The organism is Streptomyces sp. 796.1, assembly GCF_047525675.1.
In the GTDB taxonomy this organism is placed as follows: Bacteria; Actinomycetota; Actinomycetes; order Streptomycetales; family Streptomycetaceae; genus Streptomyces.
In genome coordinates, this window is record NZ_JBLIWA010000007.1 from 1 (window position 1) to 16,654 (window position 16,654).

Genomic DNA, 16,654 nt, shown 5'->3' on the forward strand with positions numbered 1-16,654 from the left:
GGCCCGACCCGCGGCGGCGCGCGGGGGACGGCGGCCCCCGCAGCGCTTGCCGGCGGGACGACGCCGACCGCCCCCGCGCCCCGACCGGCCGCGGCGGCTCCCGGGGGTCGGACCGTGCGCGGCAGCGGCGGGGCGCCCGCGGGTACGCCGTACGCAGGCGTGCCGTTCGAGGCCACGCCATCCGCGGGCGTCCCGCGCGCGAGCGCGCGATACGAAGGCGCGCCGCACGAAGGCGCACGGGACGAAGGCGAACGGCACGAGGGGGCGGCCTACGGAGGCGCGGCGGGCGAGGGGCCCGGGCCGGCCGCCGGTGGCGGGGTGGTCCCGGCCGACGGGGCGGCAGCCGTACGCGACGGGTCGGCCGCGCGCGAGGGGACGGCGCCCCGCGGGGCGGGCGGCGGAGACGGCGGCGGTGCGGGCGTGGGCGACCGGCCGGCCCTGCGCGAGGGCACCGCCGCCGTGAACGGCTGACTACCGGCACGCGCACGGGGCCGCCGCCCAGACCCTGGCCGCCGGAATCGCAGCCACCACCCTGACCTGCGCCGAAGCCCCCACCCCAGCAGGCGACAGCCCCGTACGCGCCAATCGCCCAACGGCCGAGCCACCCCACGGCGCCCGCCCCCGCGGTCCGCTCGCCGGGCGCTTCGGTGCCTGGTCCGGCAACCTGGGGCCATGGGTACTGGGCAACTCGTCCTCGACGGCCTGGTGCTGCTCTTCGGGCTGGTGGGCGTCGTCCTGCCGGGCGTGCCCGGGCCGCTGCTGGTGTGGGCCGGGGTGCTCTGGTGGTCGATGGCGGAGAAGACCACCGTGGCCTGGGGCCTACTGGCCTGCGCAACGGCCCTGCTCCTGCTCAACCAGGCGCTCCGCTGGCTGCTGCCGGCCCGCAGCATGCAGGGTTCCGGCATCACCCGCGGCACCCTGCTCCTGGCCGCGACCACCGCGGGCGCCGGCTTCGTCCTGCTGCCCGTCGTCGGTGCCGTACCCGGCTTCCTCGCCGGCCTCTACACCGCCGAACGCATCCGCCTGGGCGCCCACGGCCCGGCCTGGGTCTCCACCCGCAACGCCCTCCGCGCCATCGGCTACGCCGTACTGATCGAACTCGTCATCTGCCTGCTGATCACGGCGGCCTGGGTCGCGGCCGTGGTCTTCGGCTGACCGGCAGGCGGGAAGCGCGCCGCGCCCCGGCGCGGGGCCCGGCCCCCGCCGGCCCGCAGTACGCGCCCCGCCCCTCAATCGAGCAGCGCGGTCGCCTCGACCTCGACCAGCACGTCCGGCTCGAAGAGGAAATCGACACCGATGAGGGAGGCCGGGGGCATCGGCAGCGACAGCCCGACCTCATCGGCGACGGCCTCCACGCCGGCCATGAAGGGCCCGATCAGCTCCGGGCGCCACCGGGTCACGTAGAAGGTCAGCCGCAACACATCGGCGAACGAAGCGCCCGCCCCGGCCAGCCCGAGCGCGGTGTTCCGCAGCGCATGGCCGACCTGCCCGGCAAGATCACCGGGCGCCACCGGGGTCCCGTCCGCAGCGCGGGCGATCTGCCCGCTGACGTGCACGTGCCGGCTGCCGGTGCCGACGGCGACGTGGTGGTAGGGGGTGGGTTGCAACATGCCCCGCGGGGTGAACTGACGGACGGCCACGACGGCGTCTCCTTCGTGTGCACATGCGTACGCGTATACGTACGAGGTCTTCCTCGGCCCCTTGGCATCCGGTCGAGGTATCCGGAAGATACTTAGTAGCCAAAGGCCACTTCAACGAGACCAGGTTTCGCCATGGATACCGCGCACCCCGGGCACGAACTCCGCATCCCCGCCCCCCACCGAGAACTGCTCGACCAGGTACTCGACAAGTGGTCCCTCAGCGTCCTCAACGAACTGTGCGAACACCCCTGCCGCTTCAACGAACTACGCCGAGCGATCCCCCAGGTCACCCAGAAGTCCCTGACCGCCACCCTGCGCCGCCTAGAACGCAACGGCGTGGTGACCCGCGACATCACCGCCACCCGCCCCGTAGCGGTGACCTACCGCATCACCCCCTTGGGCAAGACCCTGCGGCCCCCGATCGACACCCTGCTGGCCTGGGCAGACGAGCAACTACCCGCCATCGAGCGGGCCCGTGCGGAGTTTGATGAGCGGGAGGGGGAGGGGGAAGGGAATTGAGTGGGGGTCAGGTGGTGGTTGGAGGCGGGGATATGGCGATTCCGGCAACGAGCAGGGCGAGAGGCGCCTGAGCGAATTCGGGTGGTTCAGGATGGGCGGCCTACGCCTTCCTCACCAGAACGCAGAAACGCGACGATTCTCCAGCCATCACGGCCCCTGTGCACTACGACTTGTTCGGCGAGCGCGCAAACGATGTGAAGTCCTCGCCCTCCCTCGGACTCCGTACCCACATACCTCAGTTTTGGAATCCCTTTCCCCGCCCCGCCCGTATGCTCGATAGATACGGCAACCTTCGGACCTGACGTGAGAACTTCCACATAGATTTCCCCGTCACCTCTGCCGTTGTCACCATGCTTCACTGCATTCGCGCCCAACTCACCGAAGATCGACCTGGCATTCCACGCTTGAGCCTCCTCTCGAAAGAAGCCCTTAGCCCAAGACCAAACATCCTGGATACTTCGCATATCGCGTGGAAACTTTCTCCGCCAGACGTCTCCTATGGCCTTCTTTCCCCACGGCCTCTCGCACTCGCCACTTGGAGATCTACTCGAACCGCGAAGGACACATCTGCAATACGTCAATCGTAGAGAGCCAGGCGCTCCCATCAGACGCCTGATAGCGTGCATGAACAACGAGGCACGCCGCACCATCGCGTTCCAACTCCAGCCCGAGTCCCCGACTAAGCAAAACTTGCTAGCCTCCATGCCCAGCACCAGGATGTGTAGCCCTCGCATGAGCGGGGATCGTCCACGACCCAGGTGCGCCGGCTGTATCGAGCCGTCCTGGTCCCCGCCCGTGCGGGGCTTCTCCACTTCGAATCGACCCTTTTTCATGGGTGCCCCTCATGAGCTGCGGCGAGATGGTGGTCACGTGCAGACGAGCCACATCAGAGGGCTCCATACATTCCTGCTCACCTCGGTCGGCTCTGAAACCTCCCGCCGCCACCTCCCGCACCCACCCCGCCCCCGGCCGCCAACTCCGCTGGGATGATCTTTCCCCCCTGCCCTAAGGGCTGCCGCTTCGGGCCCGTACCGATCCTGGCCACGACCGACGGGCGCAGTGTGCCCATCTCGCCCCGCATGACAGGCCATCCGTTCCTGGTCCGGCTCTTGACCGGGCCAGGAAATCAAGGACCATCAAACGGGAGTTGCGTCCCCTTCGCATTCGCTGCGCCTCATCGCCCCAGGCAGGCGGGACCACAGGCGAGGCAGCCCGGGCGCACCCCACGGCACCGACCCACCACCACCTCAGCAACGGCCATTCACACCGCGCGCCGTGACCGCCCGCCGGCAGCCGGCTGCCACCACCGTGTGTACTTAACGGCCGCGCCTACCCCCGGTAACTCTCCAACAACCGCAACCAAACCTCACTAACCGTCGGATAAGCCGGCACCGCATGCCAAAGGCGTTCGATGGGGATTTCGGCGACCACCGCCAGGGTCGCCGAGTGGAGGAGTTCGCCTACGGCTGGGCCCGCGAAGGTGGCGCCGATGACGTGGCCTCGGTCTTCGTCGACGATCAGGCGGGCTTGGCCGCGGTAGCCGTCGACGTACAGGCTGGCGCCGGCTACCTGGGCCAGGTCGTGGTCGATCACGCGGATCCGGTGGCCGGCCCGTTCCGCCTCGGCCGCGGTGAGGCCGACCGCGGCGACCTCCGGGTCGGTGAAGACCACCTGGGGGGCGCCGGCGCGGTCGGCGGTGGCGACGTGGGCGCCCCAGGGGTCGGTTTCCAGGAGGGGCAGGCCCTGGGCGCGGGCGGCGATGACGGCGCCGGCGATGCGGGCCTGGTACTTGCCCTGGTGGGTCAGGAGCGCCCGGTGGTTGCTGTCGCCGACCGCGTACAGCCAACCGCCCGGCACGTCCTGCACCTGACACGTGTCGTCCACCTCAAGCCAGGTGCCCGGTGTCAGGCCCACGGTCTCCAGACCGAGGTCGTCGGTGCGCGGGGCGCGGCCCGTAGCGAACAGCACCTCGTCCGCCTCCACGGTGGCCCCATCGGCGAGCGTGAGCGTGACGGGGCCCGCCGGGTCGGCGCGCCGCACCTCCGTCACGGACGTACCGAAGCGCAGGTCGGCGCCGGCCTCGGTGAGCGCGTCGGCGACCAGTCGGCCCGCGAACGGTTCCATCCGCGGCAGCAGTCCGTCGCCGCGCACCAGCAGGGTCACGGCCGACCCCAGCGCGCGCCAGGCGGTGGCCATCTCCACCGCGACGACGCCCCCGCCGACCACCGCGAGCCGCCCCGGTACCGCGGCAGCGCTGGTGGCCTCGCGGCTCGTCCACGGCTTGGCGTCCGCCAGGCCCGGCAGATCGGGCAGCGCGGCGCGGCTGCCGGTGCAGACCGCGACGGCGTGCCGCGCGGTCAGCGTGCGCCGCTGCCCGTCCGGCGTCGTGACGGTGACCCGGCGCGGCCCGTCGAGCCGCCCGTGCCCGCGGACCAGGTCGATCCCGACCGAGTCCAGCCACCGGGCCTGTCCTTCGTCCTTCCAGTGCGAGGCGAACGCGTCCCGGTGGGCGAGGACCGCCGGGGCGTCGAGCGGCCCGGCCACGGCCTCCCGCAGCCCCGGGGTGCGCCGCGCGTCGGCCCGGGCGATGACCGGACGCAGCAGTGCCTTGCTCGGCATGCACGCCCAGTACGAGCACTCGCCGCCGACGAGTTCGCTCTCCACCACCACGGCGGACAGGCCCGCCGCATGGGCCCGGTCGGCCAGGTTCTCGCCCACCGGGCCCGCGCCCAGGACGATCACGTCGTACGTATCCATGGCGGCGTCCATCACAACCCGCTCTCTTTCGGCACTGGGGCAGGGACATGCGGCAACGGCTGCGGGCGGGGCGCTAGCCGGCGTGGCCCGGTCCGGGGCCGCGGGCCTGCGGCCACCGGTACGGCCACGCCCGCGTCCGCGGTCACGAGCGCGACCGCGGACCGTCGTACGCGCCCCGCACGGCCCCATCCTTACCCCGCCCCGCCGACCCCGGCCAGCCGGATGCGCGGATGGCCGCGCCGCCGCCCCCAGGGGCGTCCGTACGGAGTACCCCCGGGCTCGCCGTTCTCACCTCGCGTCCCTCACCTCAGCGCCGCCGCCCCGTACCCCGTACGCCGCGTTCCCGGTTCGGCGTCTCCGCGGGCCGGGGCCGGGCGCCGGGGCGCCGGGGTCCGCAGCCCGGAGCGCGCACGCCGCCGGCCGCGGACACGGGCCGCCGGTCGCCGGGAACTCGGGCCACGGGCTCACCCGCTCCCCCCGCTACGGCTTGCGCATCGGGCCGCGCTTGCGCTCCATCATGTGGCGGCCCAGGGCCTGCCGCTGCTTCCAGTCGCGGCGCATCTCGGCCCGGAGGCGGGCGTCCGTGCGGGCGGCGATGCGCTCGTTCTCGCGGAGCAGTTTGCGGTAGCTGTCCAGGCGGCGCGGGGGGAGTTCGCCGGCGTCCAGGGCGGCGAGCACCGCACAGCCGGGCTCGCTCTCGTGCGCGCAGTCGTGGAACCTGCACTCCGCGGCCAGCGCCTCGATCTCGGCGAACGCGCGGGCCACGCCGCCCTCCGCGTCCCACAGGCCGACGCCGCGCAGCCCGGGGGTGTCGATGAGCACCCCGCCCCACGGCAGGGCGAGCAGGTTGCGGGTGGTCGTGGTGTGCCGGCCCTTGCCGTCGGCGTCGCGGGTGGCCTGCACCACCTGCTCATCGGCGCCGACCAGCGCATTGGCCAGGGTGGACTTGCCGGCACCCGACTGGCCGAGCAGTACGGCCGTGCCGCCGGCGAGCGAGGCGGCCAGGACGTCCATGCCCGCGCCGGTGGCCGCACTCACGGCGAGCACCTGCACGCCGGGCGCAGTGGCCTCGGTGTCGGCGAGCAGGTGGCCGAGCGTGGCCTCGTCGCCGACGAGGTCGGCCTTGGTGAGGACGACCAGGGGGGTCGCGCCGGACTCCCACGCCAGGGCGAGGAAGCGTTCGACGCGCCCGAGGTCGAGTTCGACCGCGAGCGAGACGGCGATGATCGCGTGGTCCACGTTGGCGGCGAGGATCTGCGCCTCGGAGCGCTGCGAGGACGTGGAGCGGACGAAGGAGGTGCGGCGCGGCAGCAGCGTCCGTACGTACCGCGGGTCGCCGCCGACCGGGTCGACCGCCGCCCAGTCTCCGGTGCACACCACGCGCAGCGGGTCGTGCGGGGTGACGTACTCGGTGTCGGCCCTGATCAGACCGGCCGGGGTGATGCAGTCGCACTGACCGCGGTCGACGCGGACGACGCGGCCGGGCACCAGGCCCTGTTCGGCGTACGGGGCGAACTCGGCCTCCCAGCCGGCGTCCCAGCCGTACGGGGCCAGATCGACGTCGGTCTCGCTGGAGGCAGCAGAAGATGACGGGTTGAGCGCATTGCTGGACAAGGTGGGGAAACCCTTCGGAGGGTGGCCCCGGCGCAGGCGCGTACGACGCGCGGAGGTGTGGGTGTCAGCCGGAGACCACAGGGGTGGAAAGGATGAACTCCTGAGTACGGGCGGCGCCCGCGACCATGACCGTCGTCACTGTCCCCACCTCTTCCTCTGCCTGTTCCACTGATCCGATTCCGCTGCTCCGCCGCTGGTGCGGCACCTTGGCCCGACGTCGACACCGGTCACCGCCGTCGACACCGTCGCCGGCGTTGACGGCGCTGGCACCGACAGGGATACGGAACCGATCCGTCGGTACGGATTGCGGAACCGGTCCGTCGGTGGCCGGCCGGGGACGAGCCCCGGGCCTTGGCTGGCCCTCGCTGCGGCAGAACGGGGCAACCGTAGCCCGTACCCGGAGTGGGGGCCAGCGATTTTCCGCGGGCGGCGGGAGGTGCCCGACGGACACTCCGGACCCGGCCTGTGGCACCGGGCGCAGCGTCCGCCCCGGGGCTCCGTTCGGCCCGTCAGGCCGCCCCGCGCCCGGGCCGCAACGCGCTGCGCCCCGCGTTCCAGGAGGCGAGCAGGCGGGCGGTCAACCGGTCCTCCAGCAGGCTCGTGGCGCGGATGCCGAAGACGACGTCGGGCTCCAGCGAGGGCTCGTCGGCCAGGAGTCCGGCGACGACCTCGTGCCGGACGAGTTGTTCGTGCACGGCGTCCGCCTCGACGTGTTCGTCGTAGAAGCGCTGGGCCGCCGGTCCCCCGCCGCAGCGGCGCAGGGCGTCGGCCAGCCGCGCCGACGCCGGCGACGAGGTCACTTCCACGGCGGCGAAGTGGCCGACCAGGGCCCCGCGGTGGGCCCGGTGCAGGCCGAACAGGGACATCATCGTCACCACGGACAGCATCTCGGCCGGCGCCGCGTCCAGGTGCGCGCCGTAGCCGCCGGCGACCTGGAGGTCCGCCAACAGGTCGGCGTAGAGCCGGGCGTGGATCGCTTCGGCCCGGCCGGCGCCGAACTCGTCGTACTCGACGGCGACCATGCCCGCCTTCGCCCGCCCCGTGAGCCGCGGCACCACCCAGAGCTGGGGGTCGGCCTCCTTGAGGTGGTAGAGGGAGCGCAGGGCCGCGTACTCCCGCAGTTGCCACAGTTCGCCGTGGCGCAGCAGGAAGTGGCTCACGCTGCCCCGGCCGCCGGCCGGTTCGTCCATCAGCTCGGCCAGCGCCTGCTGGGCACCGCCGCCGGCCCGGGCGTCGGCGCGCAGGGCGGTCAGGAACCGGTCCTCCAACCCGGCCCGCAGCCGCAGGAGTTCCGCATCCCATTCGAGGCGGTCGTCCACGCCGTCGAAGCCCCGGTAGTGGAGTTCGTACAGGGCGTAGAGGGCGAGTTGGAGATCGTCCCCGTACGGATCGGCGCGGGCGGCCTCGGCGGAGGGCGGGAGCGGCGAGGTGCCGCTGGCCAGGCGGGTGAGGACGGCGTCCGAGAGGGTGCCCCGCGCGCGGGGCGGTCGGGGGCGGGTCGGTGGTGCGCAGAGCACGGTCACGGTGTTTCCCCTCCGTCGCGTCCGTCACTTCCGTTGCCTCCGGCGTCGTTTCCGTTGCCTCCGGCGCCTCCGTCGCTCCGGTGGGCGGCGTCACTTCGGTGGGCTCCGTCGCCCGACTCGCCGTGGGCCCCGTCCCGGCCGTCGTGGGGCCCGTCGCCCCGTGCGGGGGCTTTGCGCGGGCGGCGCCGGTGGCTGGTGTCGCACCAGGGGCGGATGCGGCTGCGCCCGCACATACAGATCGCGACCACGGGGCGGTCGGAGACGACCGCGGTGCCGTCGTCAAGCACCGCCTCCACCGGGCCGTCGATCAGCAGCGGGCCGCCGGGCTCGGTCCGGATGCGGCGCGGCTCGCGCTCAGGGGCAGTGGGCACGGATGACCACCAGTTCCTCGCTCTCGTCCCAGGGCGCCAACAGGCCGCGCTCCCGCAGCCAGGCCCAGCGTTCGCGCAGCACCGGGCCGAACGGGATGCGGGTCCGCTCGCTGACGGAGGCGTCCAGTCCGGCGGAGGTGAGGCGCAGCAGGGTCTCTTCCGGCCCGCACAGAGCCGAGTGGACCAGCAGGAGCAGGCCGCCGCGCCGGAGCAGGGGCGGTACGTCGTCGCAGATCCGGTCCAGCAGCAGCCGGCCGCCCGGGCCGGCGTCCCAGGCCCGGCCCGGCCCGTGTGCGGCGACCGTGGCGGCCGGCGGGGCGGGTACGTAGGGCGGGTTGCTGACGATCAGGTCGAACCGGCCGCCCGGGGGCAGGGGCGCGGTCAGGTCGCCGCGGCGCACCCGCACCCGCCGCCGCGCGAGCAGCGCGTTGATGCGGGTGTTCCACAGCGCCCGGCGGGAGATGTCGACAGCCGTCACCCGGGCGCCGTGCCGGGCCGCCTCGATCGCGAGGACGCCGCTGCCCGTGCACAGGTCGAGTGCGTCGGCGCCGCGGGCGACGCCCTCGCGGGCCAGCGCGGCGGCCAGCAGCCGCGTGTCGTCCTGCGGTGCGTAGACCCCGGGGATGGTCACCACCGGGGGGAGCCGCGGGACGGCGCCAGCGACGGTCGGACTCACCATGGGGGCCCTTTCGCTGAGGGGGACGAGCACCCGGGGCTCCCCGTGGCCCCGCTGGCCTCCCGAGTGCCCCTCGGGGCCGGGACCACACCTGCCTTCCGCCCTTCTGCCCCGCCGCCCCGTCAGCGGCGCGAGCAGGCGCGCCACCGCCTCGCCGGCCGGGGGGAGAGGGACGGGGCGCTGGGTACGGGGCGTTGCCGGCCGGGGCGGCCGGCGATCGCGGGAGTGAGGAACGGTGCCCGGCGGGTACCCGGGGCCCGTCGGTAACCACGCCGCACCCCACCCCTGGGGGCGGCCTCCTGACGAGGAGGCGATGTGGACACGAGCGCGGGCGCTACGCCCTCGACCGCGACGGACGGGGCCGGGACGAACAGTGGCGACGTGCGGGCGGCGGTCGCGCACCTGACGGGTGGCGGCGCGCACCTGATGGCCGCCCCCACCGTCCGCGGCCTGCTGGCGGCGGACCGGGAGGAGGCGTGGGCCCGGTTCCGGGCCGGCTGGGAGGAGTTGGCACCTGACCCGTACGCCGCCGCGCGGGGCAGCGTGCGGCAGCGGCGGTACGGCGTCTTCTCGTTCACCCCGGCGACCGGGACGCTCACCGCGCGTCCGCACGTGCCCTTCGTCCAGCCGAGCGGCACCAATCCGCTGCACGACGGGGAGCAACGGGCCTTCGAGCCGCTGACCGGCGCGTTCGTCGCCGATCCGGTGCTCGCGCGGCTGCTGCGCCTGCTCGGGACGCTGGCGCAGGGCCTCGACGGTCCGCCGGAGTGGACCGTGCACGTGCACCCGTTCCGGGTGCTCGCCTCCGCGGGGGCGAGCGGCGAGCCCACGCCGGAGGGGCGGCACCAGGACGGCGTGACGCTGGTGTCCACGCTGCTGGTCGACCGGGCCAACGCCACCGGCGGGCAGAGCACCGTGACGACGCCGGCCGGCACGCCCCTCCTGACGGCGGTGCTCGACGAGCCGGGAACACTGCTCGTCGGGGACGACCGCCGCACGTGGCACGAGGTGTCCGCGCTGCGGCCCGAGGACCCCGCGCGACCGGCCCGCCGGGACGTACTGGTGACCACCTTCACGCCGGCGTAGAGCCCGAGCTCGTGGTGCCGTGCCCGGTGCCCGGCGCTTGGGGCGCGCCGCTGCCGCGTGTCAGGGCAGCGGGATGCCGCCGGTGGCGTTGACGACCTCGCCGGTGATGTAACTCGCCTGCGGGGAGGCCAGGAACACGTAGGCGGGGGCCATCTCAGCGGGCTGGGCCGGCCGCCCGAGGGGCGACTGCTCACCGAAGTCGGCGGTGCCCGGGAGGGTCGCCGGGATCAGCGGGGTCCACACGGGACCCGGGGCCACCGCGTTGACCCGGATGCCGTCCTCGGCGAGCATCTGCGCCAGCCCGTGGGTGAAGGTGACGATCGCCCCCTTGGTCATGGCGTAGTCCAGCAGGTGGGGGCTTGGCTTGTACGCCTGGACGGAGGTGGTGTTGATGACCGATCCGCCCCGCGGGACGTGTGGCAGCGCGGCCTTCGTCAGCCAGAACATCCCGTAGAGGTTGGTGCGCAGCACGCGGTCGAACTGCTCGGTGGAGATCGCCGAGATGCCGTCGGGCTGGGACATCTGGTAGGCCGCGTTGTTGACGAGGACGTCGATGCGGCCGAACTCGCGAACGGCCCGGTCGACCAGTTCCCGGCAGGCGTCCTCCGCGCGGATGTCGCACACCACCGCGTGTACCCGGCGGCCCGCGTCCCGGACGAGTGCCGCGGTCCGCTCCGCCTCCTCGCGTTCCTCGGGGAGGTGCGTGAAGACGACGTCCGCCCCTTCGCGGGCGTAGGCGAGGGCGACGGCCCGGCCGATCCCCGAGTCGCCACCGGTGATCACGGCGGTCCGGCCGGCGAGCACCCCGTGCCCCCGGTAGCTGTCCTCACCGTGGTCGGGCTGCGGGTCCATCGCCGCGGTGCTCCCCGGGTACTCCTGGTCCTGCTCGGGCAGTGGCGGACGCGGGTGACGGCTGGTGGGGTCGGCGGACGGGTCTTCCGACACGAGAACCTCCTCGACGTGCCAGTGGTGCGCGGGCGGGGCGGGCCAGTCGGGTCACCTCGGCGGGTACGGCGACGAGCTCAGCAGCTTCGCCAGGTGTGCGGCGTTCAGCGCGAGGGTCCGGACGGCGTCCTTGACGGACTCGGGCGTCTGGTCCAGGTCCTGGTAGTCGGTGCCCTGTTGGGCCTCGCCGACCCAGTACGCCACGGCTCCGGGGGCGAGGGAGAAGCCGAGGTCGTTCAGGCCCTGGAAGAGCTCGGCGCTGACGTGGTGCGCGCCGTCCTCGTTGCCGACGACGGCCACCACGCCCACCTTCCCGTACGGGAGCTGGCGGCCTTCCCCGTCGGTCTCGGAGATGTCGGCGTTGAGCCGTTCCAGGACCCGCTGGGCGAGGCTGGAGGGGTGGCCGAGCCAGATCGGCGTGGCGAGCAGCAGGATGTCGGCGGCCAGCACCTTCTCGCGCAGCGTCGGCCAGGCGTCGCCGTCGCCCATGTCGACCGATACGCCGGGCTTCACCTCGTGGTCAGCGACGCGGATCACCTCTCCCGTCACCCCCAGGCCCGCCAGTTCCCCCATCACCTGGGTGGCCAGCAGGTGGCTGCTGGACGGCTCGGGGGACGGGGTGAGGGTGCAGACGAGGGCGAGTGCGCGGGGCATGGCCTTCTCCGATCGCTCCGGTGACCGCTGTGCTGCACCCAGCCTGCCCGCCGGGCCGGGCCCCCGCACGGCGGGCGGGTACGGCGGGACGCCGGCCGGGTACGGCGAGGCACCGCGCGCGGGTACCTCCCAGCGCGCCGGCCGGGTACGGCGGTGCACGGGCCGGGGCGGTCGGGGCGACCGGCCGAGCAGGTGGGGCGCTGCGCCGCTTCTCGCCCCACGCACCACCGGATGCACGGAATTGCGAAACTTTGCAATTCATTAGATGGTGTGGGCCGTGTCCAAAGGTGTCCGCGGGCGCTCCGGGCCTCGCCCCAGGGCGTGCGCGCGCACCGGCGACGGCGGGGGCGCACGCGGGAGAGCTGGGGTCGGGGTGGACGGGGTCGGGTCGGTCTCGTCCTGCGAGGCCGGGGCCTGGACCGGGTCCCACCGGCCGCCGGGCCCGGGGGCACCGTCGTACGCAGCCCGTCCGTCCCGCCAGCCGAGGAACCGCCCGATGAGCCCAACTGACGCCGCCCACCGCCTGGTTGAGGTATCGGGGGCGGAGGCCCTGTACCTGCTGGAGGGCAGCAGCAGCGGACGACTGGTCTATCCGCACCGCGGCGCTCCCGCCCTCCGACCCGCCGCCCACGTGCTCGCCCACGGCCACCTGGTCGTCCGCGCGCCGGTGCCGGGCGCCGCGCTGCGACAGGGCGGGGCGCCGGTGGCGTACCACGTCGACGCCTGGCCGACCGCCGCCGGGAAGGGCGCCGGCTGGAGCCTGACCGTCAGCGGGCCCGCCGAACTCCTCACCGACCGGGACGAGGTGGCCCACTACCGGCGCACCCTGACCGGCTGGATACACGGCCCGCACGACACGCTCGTCCGGCTCCTCCCACAGTCGGTGACCGGGTTCCGGCTCTCCCCCGCGGGGCCGCGCCCGTGATCGACCCCAATGGGTTCGCCGAGGTCACCGCGCTGCCCTACCGGCACGTACTGACCCTGCCGACGATGCCGGCCGCGGTGCGGATGGCCCGCGAGACCGCCGAACTGGCCCTGACCGAATGGGGCATCAACGGCCTGGTGCGCCACCCGGTCACCGATCCCGCGCTGCTGATCCTCAGCGAGTTGGTGACCAACAGCGTGCGCCATGCGGCGGACCTCTCCTCGCAGGTCACCGTCGTGTACGCGGCGAGCAGACAGACCCTGGCGTTCGGAGTGCACGACCGGCACCCGTACCAGCCCCTGCTGTCCGGCTCGATGCCCGGCAGCAGCGGTCTGGCCACCGTCGCCGAGCTCACGCTCGGCCTCGACGGCACCGCCAGCGTGCAGCGGGACGCCGACGGCGGCGGCAAGAGCGTGTGGATCGTGCTGCCGCTGTGACGCGCGGGCGGGGCAGCGGCCGACGCCCGCGCGGCATGGGTCCGCACCCGGCGCGGGCACCGCACGGGCCGCGGCCCACCGGCCCGAACCCGCCGGTGGCGGCGCAGGCCGGGGCGGGCGGCGGGGCGCGCACGGCGCGGGGACCTGCCGGGTGCAGTGCTAAGTTGAAGGGCGCGATCCCGCCGGTCGGGCGTGCGCATCGCGCGGAGGTCCACGGCGCGGGCCGCCCGCGACGACGGCTCGGCAGACCGGCTCGGGGTGGTTCCCGCACGGTCCCCGCGCGGGGAGGATGGCGCAGGTTGTTGGATTCTGGGCGGACGGACCGCGCGGAGCATTCGCGGCGACGGCACCGGTGGCCGGTCGCCCACGGGCGGAACGGGAGGCCGGTTCAGTGAGTACGCCCCTGTACCAGCTCAAGGCCGAATTCTTCAAGACCCTCGGCCACCCGGTCCGCATCCGGGTGCTTGAGCTGCTGAGCGAGCGCGAACACGCGGTCGCCGAGATGCTGCCCGAAGTCGGCGTCGAGCCCGCACACCTCTCGCAGCAACTGGCCGTACTGCGGCGCGCGAACCTGGTGGTGCCCCGCAAGGAGGGCTCCACCGTCTACTACTCGCTGACCACGCCGCACGTGGCCGAACTGCTGGCGACCGCCCGTACGATCCTGACCGGCGTGCTGACCAGCCAGGCCGAACTCCTCGCCGACCTACGCGCCGCGACCGGGAAGTCGAAGCCGTCGGCCTAGCCGCCCCGGCGTGCGACCGGCCCGGCTGGCACGGCCCCGCGCACCGCAGCGGGCCCGCCCCGCCGTCGGCCGGCCCGACGAACGGCCCACTCCGCGCGCCGCCCGGGTGAGCCGGGGCTGCTCGCCGGACGGGTTGCTGCGGCTACTTGTTGGCGTGCTGGCCGAGGTAGAACAGCAGCCAGATGAAGCCGGCGAACAGGTGCGTACCGAAGACGTAGAACCCGACGCGGATCGCCACGCCGCGCTCAAGCCACGACTCGCTCTCCTTGGTCTTCGCGGCGGCGGCTTCCTTCGCCCGGGCGGTGGTGGCGTCAGGCGCCGGGGCCTGATCCGCCCCCGCCGGCTGCGCCTCGGCCGCTTCGGCCGGCTGCGCTCCGGTGGCCTGCGCCGTGGCGGCTTCCACCGGCTGGACCTCGGCGACGTGCGGCACGCGCGGCGCGGCCGTCGCCGCCTCGGCCGGTTCCACCACGGTCGGCTCCGCCCCGGCCCGCGGCCCTGCCGGCTGCCCCGTCACGGTCTGCGGCTTCGCGGCCGGAGTGGCCGCGCCCTGCTCAGCGGAGCCGGCGCGCTCCGGTGCCTCACCACTCACTGGATGGCCTCCCTGGCTGGACGTCCCGGTAGGCGGCGCGCGCCCCGGCACGGAACCCGAGCCGGTACGGGCGAAGCCGCCTCGCGTGCGGGACGCAGCAACTTACCAATTGCAGAACTCAGCAAGTCTAGGCCACGACACCCCGACCCCGCGTGCCGCAGGCCCACCCACGCCTGCTGGCCCTCCCACCCACGCCCCCCTGTGTCCCTTCCCTCCTCCTCACACCCACCACTCCCCCACCCGCCCCGCCCGGTTACGGTGGGACCGCCCCCTGCCGATCCACCGACTCCGCGAAAGGTTGCCGGGCGAGTTGATTTGCGATAAGGACCATGGCGCGCGAGCCGCGAGCCGCGAGCCGCGAGCCGCGAGCCGCGAGCCGCGAGCCGCGAGCCTGGGCGGGCACGATGCTCGGTAATCCGATCCTTCGCGCGCCCGTAGGGGACGACGCCCAGCGGTGGAACACCTTCCACGGCCAGCGCGTCCTGGTGGTCGCCGCCCGTACCGTCACCTCGACCGTCCGCATCCTGGAGTCGCTGCCCGCGCTGCTGCGCGGGGACAGCCGGGTGACCGTCGTCTTCGCGTACGACCCGACGTCCGCCTTCAACGACGGGGTGCTCGCGCTGCTCAACGGGGCCGGCTGCCGGGTCATGCCATGGGAGCAGTTGGGGCAGGTCGCGCCGGACCTGGTGCTGTCCGCGAGCGAGAACATCGACGTGCCGGAAGGCGACTGCCCGGTCCTCGTCCTGCCGCACGGGGTGGGCTTCCAGAAGCTGGTGCCGGACTCCCGGGGCACCGGCGAGCGGCTGTCCGGGGTCGTGCCGGACGCGCTCCTGGAGGCGGGTCGCGCCTGGCTCGCCGTCTCCCACCCGAGCCAGGAGGAACAGCTCGTCGCGGCGCACCCCAAGGCCGCCGGGCGGGTACTGCTGGCCGGCGACGCCTGTTACGACGACCTGGTGGCCAGCCGCGCGTGGCGGGCCGCCTACCGGGAGGCGCTCGGCATCGCCGAGCACCAGCGGCTGGTGATGGTCAGCTCCACCTGGGGCCCCACCTCACTGCTCGGCCAGGTACCTGACCTGCCGGCCAGGCTGCTCGCCGAGTTGCCGCACGACGAGTTCCGGGTCGGCGCCATCGTGCACCCCAACGTCTGGTCGGCGCACGGCACCTGGCAACTCCGCACCACCCAGGCGCCGGCGCTGGACGCGGGGCTGCTGCTGATGCCGCCGGTGCACGCCTGGCGCGCCGGCCTGGTCGCGGCCGACGTGGTCATCGGCGACCACGGCTCGGTCACGCTGTACGGGGCGGCGCTCGGCACGCCGCTGCTGCTCGCCGCGTTCGGCAGCGATTCGGTGCCGGGCACCGCGGCGCACCGGCTCGCGGACCTGGCGCCGCGGCTCGTACTGCACCACGGGCTGCGCCAGCAGATCGAGGAGACCGTACGGGACCACTCGCGCGAGCGGTACGCGGCGGTGGCCCGGCAGGCGTTCGCCGACCCCGGTCAGGCACTGGCCCGGCTGCGGACCGCCCTCTACCGGCTGCTCAAGCTGCCGGAGCCGGGCACCCCGCCGCCGACCGCGAGGGCGCTGCCGCTGCCGGACGCCCCCGACGTCACGCCGCCCACCGCGTGGCGGGTGGCGACCGCCGTCGCCGAACGCTCCGGGCGCACCTGCGTCACCGTGGAGCGCACGCCCGCGACGGTGCTCGACCACGCGGGCCCCGGCGCCGTACCGCCGGAGACCGCCGACCGCTTCGTCCATCTCGCCGCCAGCGATGCGGAACCCGACCGCCGGCTGGTCGAAAGCGCATCGGTGGTGGTGCGCCGGGCGCCCGCCACAGCGCCGGCCGAGGCCCTGCGCTGGGCCCACGCCGCCCTCGCCGACCTGCCCGGCAGCCTGCTGGCGGCCTCGGCGGTACGGGACAGCGGCGCGCTGGTCGGGCTGCGGGACGGGCGGGTGGTGGAGGTGGTGGCCACCGGCGGGGACGTGGCGCCCGGCCTGCTGGCCGCCGTCGTCTACGGCTGCCTGCGGGCCGGGCACCCGGTCGCCGGCGAGACGGTGACGCTGCGGATCGGCGCGGCCCGCACCGAGGACGTCACCCTCCGACTGCGCCCCGCGGCACCGGCCACCGGCTAGCGGCCGGACCGGCCCGTGCGCCGCGCGCCCCTCCGGCGGGCTCGGCG

Annotated in this window: 17 protein-coding genes and 1 pseudogene; 8 read left to right on the top strand and 10 right to left on the bottom strand. The window is 74.4% G+C overall.

The features are described 5' to 3' along the window. Together ACMA1D_RS06680 and ACMA1D_RS06685 are read left to right on the top strand one after the other, a co-directional pair. Positions 1-471, top strand: a pseudogene (locus ACMA1D_RS06680) (hypothetical protein); the annotation flags it as partial. A 201-nt stretch (positions 472-672) separates the two neighbouring features. Further along, positions 673-1,155 carry a DUF456 domain-containing protein gene (locus tag ACMA1D_RS06685; protein WP_414722946.1) on the top strand — a complete coding sequence of 161 codons (483 nt, stop codon included), beginning with the start codon at positions 673-675 and terminating at the stop codon, positions 1,153-1,155. A gap of 74 nt (positions 1,156-1,229) precedes the next feature. Here the strand turns inward: ACMA1D_RS06685 and ACMA1D_RS06690 are convergent, their stop codons facing one another. Beyond that, the gene (locus ACMA1D_RS06690) at positions 1,230-1,640 is read right to left on the bottom strand and encodes a RidA family protein (RefSeq protein WP_414722947.1); all 411 of its coding nucleotides are present in this window, start codon (positions 1,638-1,640) and stop codon (positions 1,230-1,232) included. Between the two features lie 132 nt (positions 1,641-1,772). Between ACMA1D_RS06690 and ACMA1D_RS06695 the strand changes: the two genes are divergently transcribed. Next, positions 1,773-2,159 (top strand): winged helix-turn-helix transcriptional regulator, encoded by a 387-nt coding sequence (locus tag ACMA1D_RS06695; protein ID WP_414722948.1) that lies wholly within the window; start codon positions 1,773-1,775, stop codon positions 2,157-2,159. Positions 2,160-2,245: 86 nt separating this feature from the next. Here ACMA1D_RS06695 and ACMA1D_RS06700 read toward each other — a convergent pair whose 3' ends face one another. The 6 genes from ACMA1D_RS06700 to ACMA1D_RS06725 form a co-directional block, all read right to left on the bottom strand. Continuing rightward, entirely contained in the window at positions 2,246-2,992 is a 747-nt protein-coding gene (locus ACMA1D_RS06700) for an ATP-binding protein (protein ID WP_414722949.1), read from the bottom strand. A gap of 496 nt (positions 2,993-3,488) precedes the next feature. Further along, entirely contained in the window at positions 3,489-4,916 is a 1,428-nt protein-coding gene (locus tag ACMA1D_RS06705; RefSeq protein ID WP_414722950.1) for a dihydrolipoyl dehydrogenase family protein, read from the bottom strand. Positions 4,917-5,396: 480 nt separating this feature from the next. Then, positions 5,397-6,530: a ribosome small subunit-dependent GTPase A gene (rsgA, locus tag ACMA1D_RS06710; RefSeq protein ID WP_414722951.1), complete on the bottom strand. Its 1,134-nt coding sequence runs from the start codon at positions 6,528-6,530 to the stop codon at positions 5,397-5,399. 509 nt (positions 6,531-7,039) lie between these two features. Then, positions 7,040-8,053 carry an iron-containing redox enzyme family protein gene (locus ACMA1D_RS06715; RefSeq protein WP_414722952.1) on the bottom strand — a complete coding sequence of 338 codons (1,014 nt, stop codon included), beginning with the start codon at positions 8,051-8,053 and terminating at the stop codon, positions 7,040-7,042. Continuing rightward, entirely contained in the window at positions 8,050-8,424 is a 375-nt protein-coding gene (locus tag ACMA1D_RS06720) for a CDGSH iron-sulfur domain-containing protein (protein WP_414722953.1), read from the bottom strand. Before ACMA1D_RS06720 ends, ACMA1D_RS06715 begins: the two co-directional genes overlap by 4 nt. Then, positions 8,408-9,103, bottom strand: coding sequence for a HemK2/MTQ2 family protein methyltransferase (locus ACMA1D_RS06725; RefSeq protein WP_414722954.1), 696 nt, complete (start codon positions 9,101-9,103; stop codon positions 8,408-8,410). Before ACMA1D_RS06725 ends, ACMA1D_RS06720 begins: the two co-directional genes overlap by 17 nt. Positions 9,104-9,415: 312 nt before the next feature. On the opposite strand from ACMA1D_RS06725, the gene ACMA1D_RS06730 reads away from it, so the two are divergent. Beyond that, a complete protein-coding gene (locus ACMA1D_RS06730; RefSeq protein ID WP_414722955.1) occupies positions 9,416-10,186 on the top strand; it encodes a 2OG-Fe dioxygenase family protein in 771 nt (256 codons plus the stop codon). A gap of 60 nt (positions 10,187-10,246) precedes the next feature. On the opposite strand, the gene ACMA1D_RS06735 is transcribed toward ACMA1D_RS06730, so the two are convergent. Further along, positions 10,247-11,131 carry a glucose 1-dehydrogenase gene (locus ACMA1D_RS06735; protein WP_414722956.1) on the bottom strand — a complete coding sequence of 295 codons (885 nt, stop codon included), beginning with the start codon at positions 11,129-11,131 and terminating at the stop codon, positions 10,247-10,249. Between the two features lie 51 nt (positions 11,132-11,182). Further along, a complete protein-coding gene (locus ACMA1D_RS06740) occupies positions 11,183-11,785 on the bottom strand; it encodes a flavodoxin family protein (RefSeq protein ID WP_414722957.1) in 603 nt (200 codons plus the stop codon). Positions 11,786-12,281: 496 nt separating this feature from the next. On the opposite strand from ACMA1D_RS06740, the gene ACMA1D_RS06745 reads away from it, so the two are divergent. The 3 genes from ACMA1D_RS06745 to ACMA1D_RS06755 all read left to right on the top strand — a co-directional run bounded on the left by ACMA1D_RS06745 (position 12,282) and on the right by ACMA1D_RS06755 (position 13,889). Continuing rightward, positions 12,282-12,710, top strand: coding sequence for a pyridoxamine 5'-phosphate oxidase family protein (locus ACMA1D_RS06745; protein WP_414722958.1), 429 nt, complete (start codon positions 12,282-12,284; stop codon positions 12,708-12,710). 65 nt (positions 12,711-12,775) lie between these two features. Next, entirely contained in the window at positions 12,776-13,147 is a 372-nt protein-coding gene (locus ACMA1D_RS06750) for an ATP-binding protein (protein WP_414723080.1), read from the top strand. 391 nt (positions 13,148-13,538) lie between these two features. Continuing rightward, on the top strand, positions 13,539-13,889 hold the full coding sequence (locus ACMA1D_RS06755; RefSeq protein WP_414722959.1) for an ArsR/SmtB family transcription factor: 351 nt from the start codon (positions 13,539-13,541) through the stop codon (positions 13,887-13,889). A 142-nt stretch (positions 13,890-14,031) separates the two neighbouring features. Here ACMA1D_RS06755 and ACMA1D_RS06760 read toward each other — a convergent pair whose 3' ends face one another. Next, positions 14,032-14,478: a DUF6126 family protein gene (locus ACMA1D_RS06760; protein ID WP_414722960.1), complete on the bottom strand. Its 447-nt coding sequence runs from the start codon at positions 14,476-14,478 to the stop codon at positions 14,032-14,034. Between the two features lie 404 nt (positions 14,479-14,882). On the opposite strand from ACMA1D_RS06760, the gene ACMA1D_RS06765 reads away from it, so the two are divergent. After that, positions 14,883-16,607, top strand: coding sequence for a hypothetical protein (locus ACMA1D_RS06765; RefSeq protein WP_414722961.1), 1,725 nt, complete (start codon positions 14,883-14,885; stop codon positions 16,605-16,607). The last annotated feature ends 47 nt before the right edge of the window (positions 16,608-16,654 follow it).

What these genes read in the sequence shown, in the direction of transcription:
- ACMA1D_RS06685 (WP_414722946.1), top strand. Translation starts at nt 673, where the DNA reads ATGGGTACTGGGCAACTCGTCCTCGACGGCCTGGTGCTGCTCTTCGGG.
- ACMA1D_RS06695 (WP_414722948.1), top strand. Translation starts at nt 1,773, where the DNA reads ATGGATACCGCGCACCCCGGGCACGAACTCCGCATCCCCGCCCCCCAC.
- ACMA1D_RS06700 (WP_414722949.1), bottom strand. Translation starts at nt 2,992, where the DNA reads ATGAAAAAGGGTCGATTCGAAGTGGAGAAGCCCCGCACGGGCGGGGAC.
- ACMA1D_RS06705 (WP_414722950.1), bottom strand. Translation starts at nt 4,916, where the DNA reads ATGGATACGTACGACGTGATCGTCCTGGGCGCGGGCCCGGTGGGCGAG.
- ACMA1D_RS06725 (WP_414722954.1), bottom strand. Translation starts at nt 9,103, where the DNA reads ATGGTGAGTCCGACCGTCGCTGGCGCCGTCCCGCGGCTCCCCCCGGTG.
- ACMA1D_RS06740 (WP_414722957.1), bottom strand. Translation starts at nt 11,785, where the DNA reads ATGCCCCGCGCACTCGCCCTCGTCTGCACCCTCACCCCGTCCCCCGAG.
- ACMA1D_RS06745 (WP_414722958.1), top strand. Translation starts at nt 12,282, where the DNA reads ATGAGCCCAACTGACGCCGCCCACCGCCTGGTTGAGGTATCGGGGGCG.
- ACMA1D_RS06750 (WP_414723080.1), top strand. Translation starts at nt 12,776, where the DNA reads ATGCCGGCCGCGGTGCGGATGGCCCGCGAGACCGCCGAACTGGCCCTG.
- ACMA1D_RS06765 (WP_414722961.1), top strand. Translation starts at nt 14,883, where the DNA reads ATGCTCGGTAATCCGATCCTTCGCGCGCCCGTAGGGGACGACGCCCAG.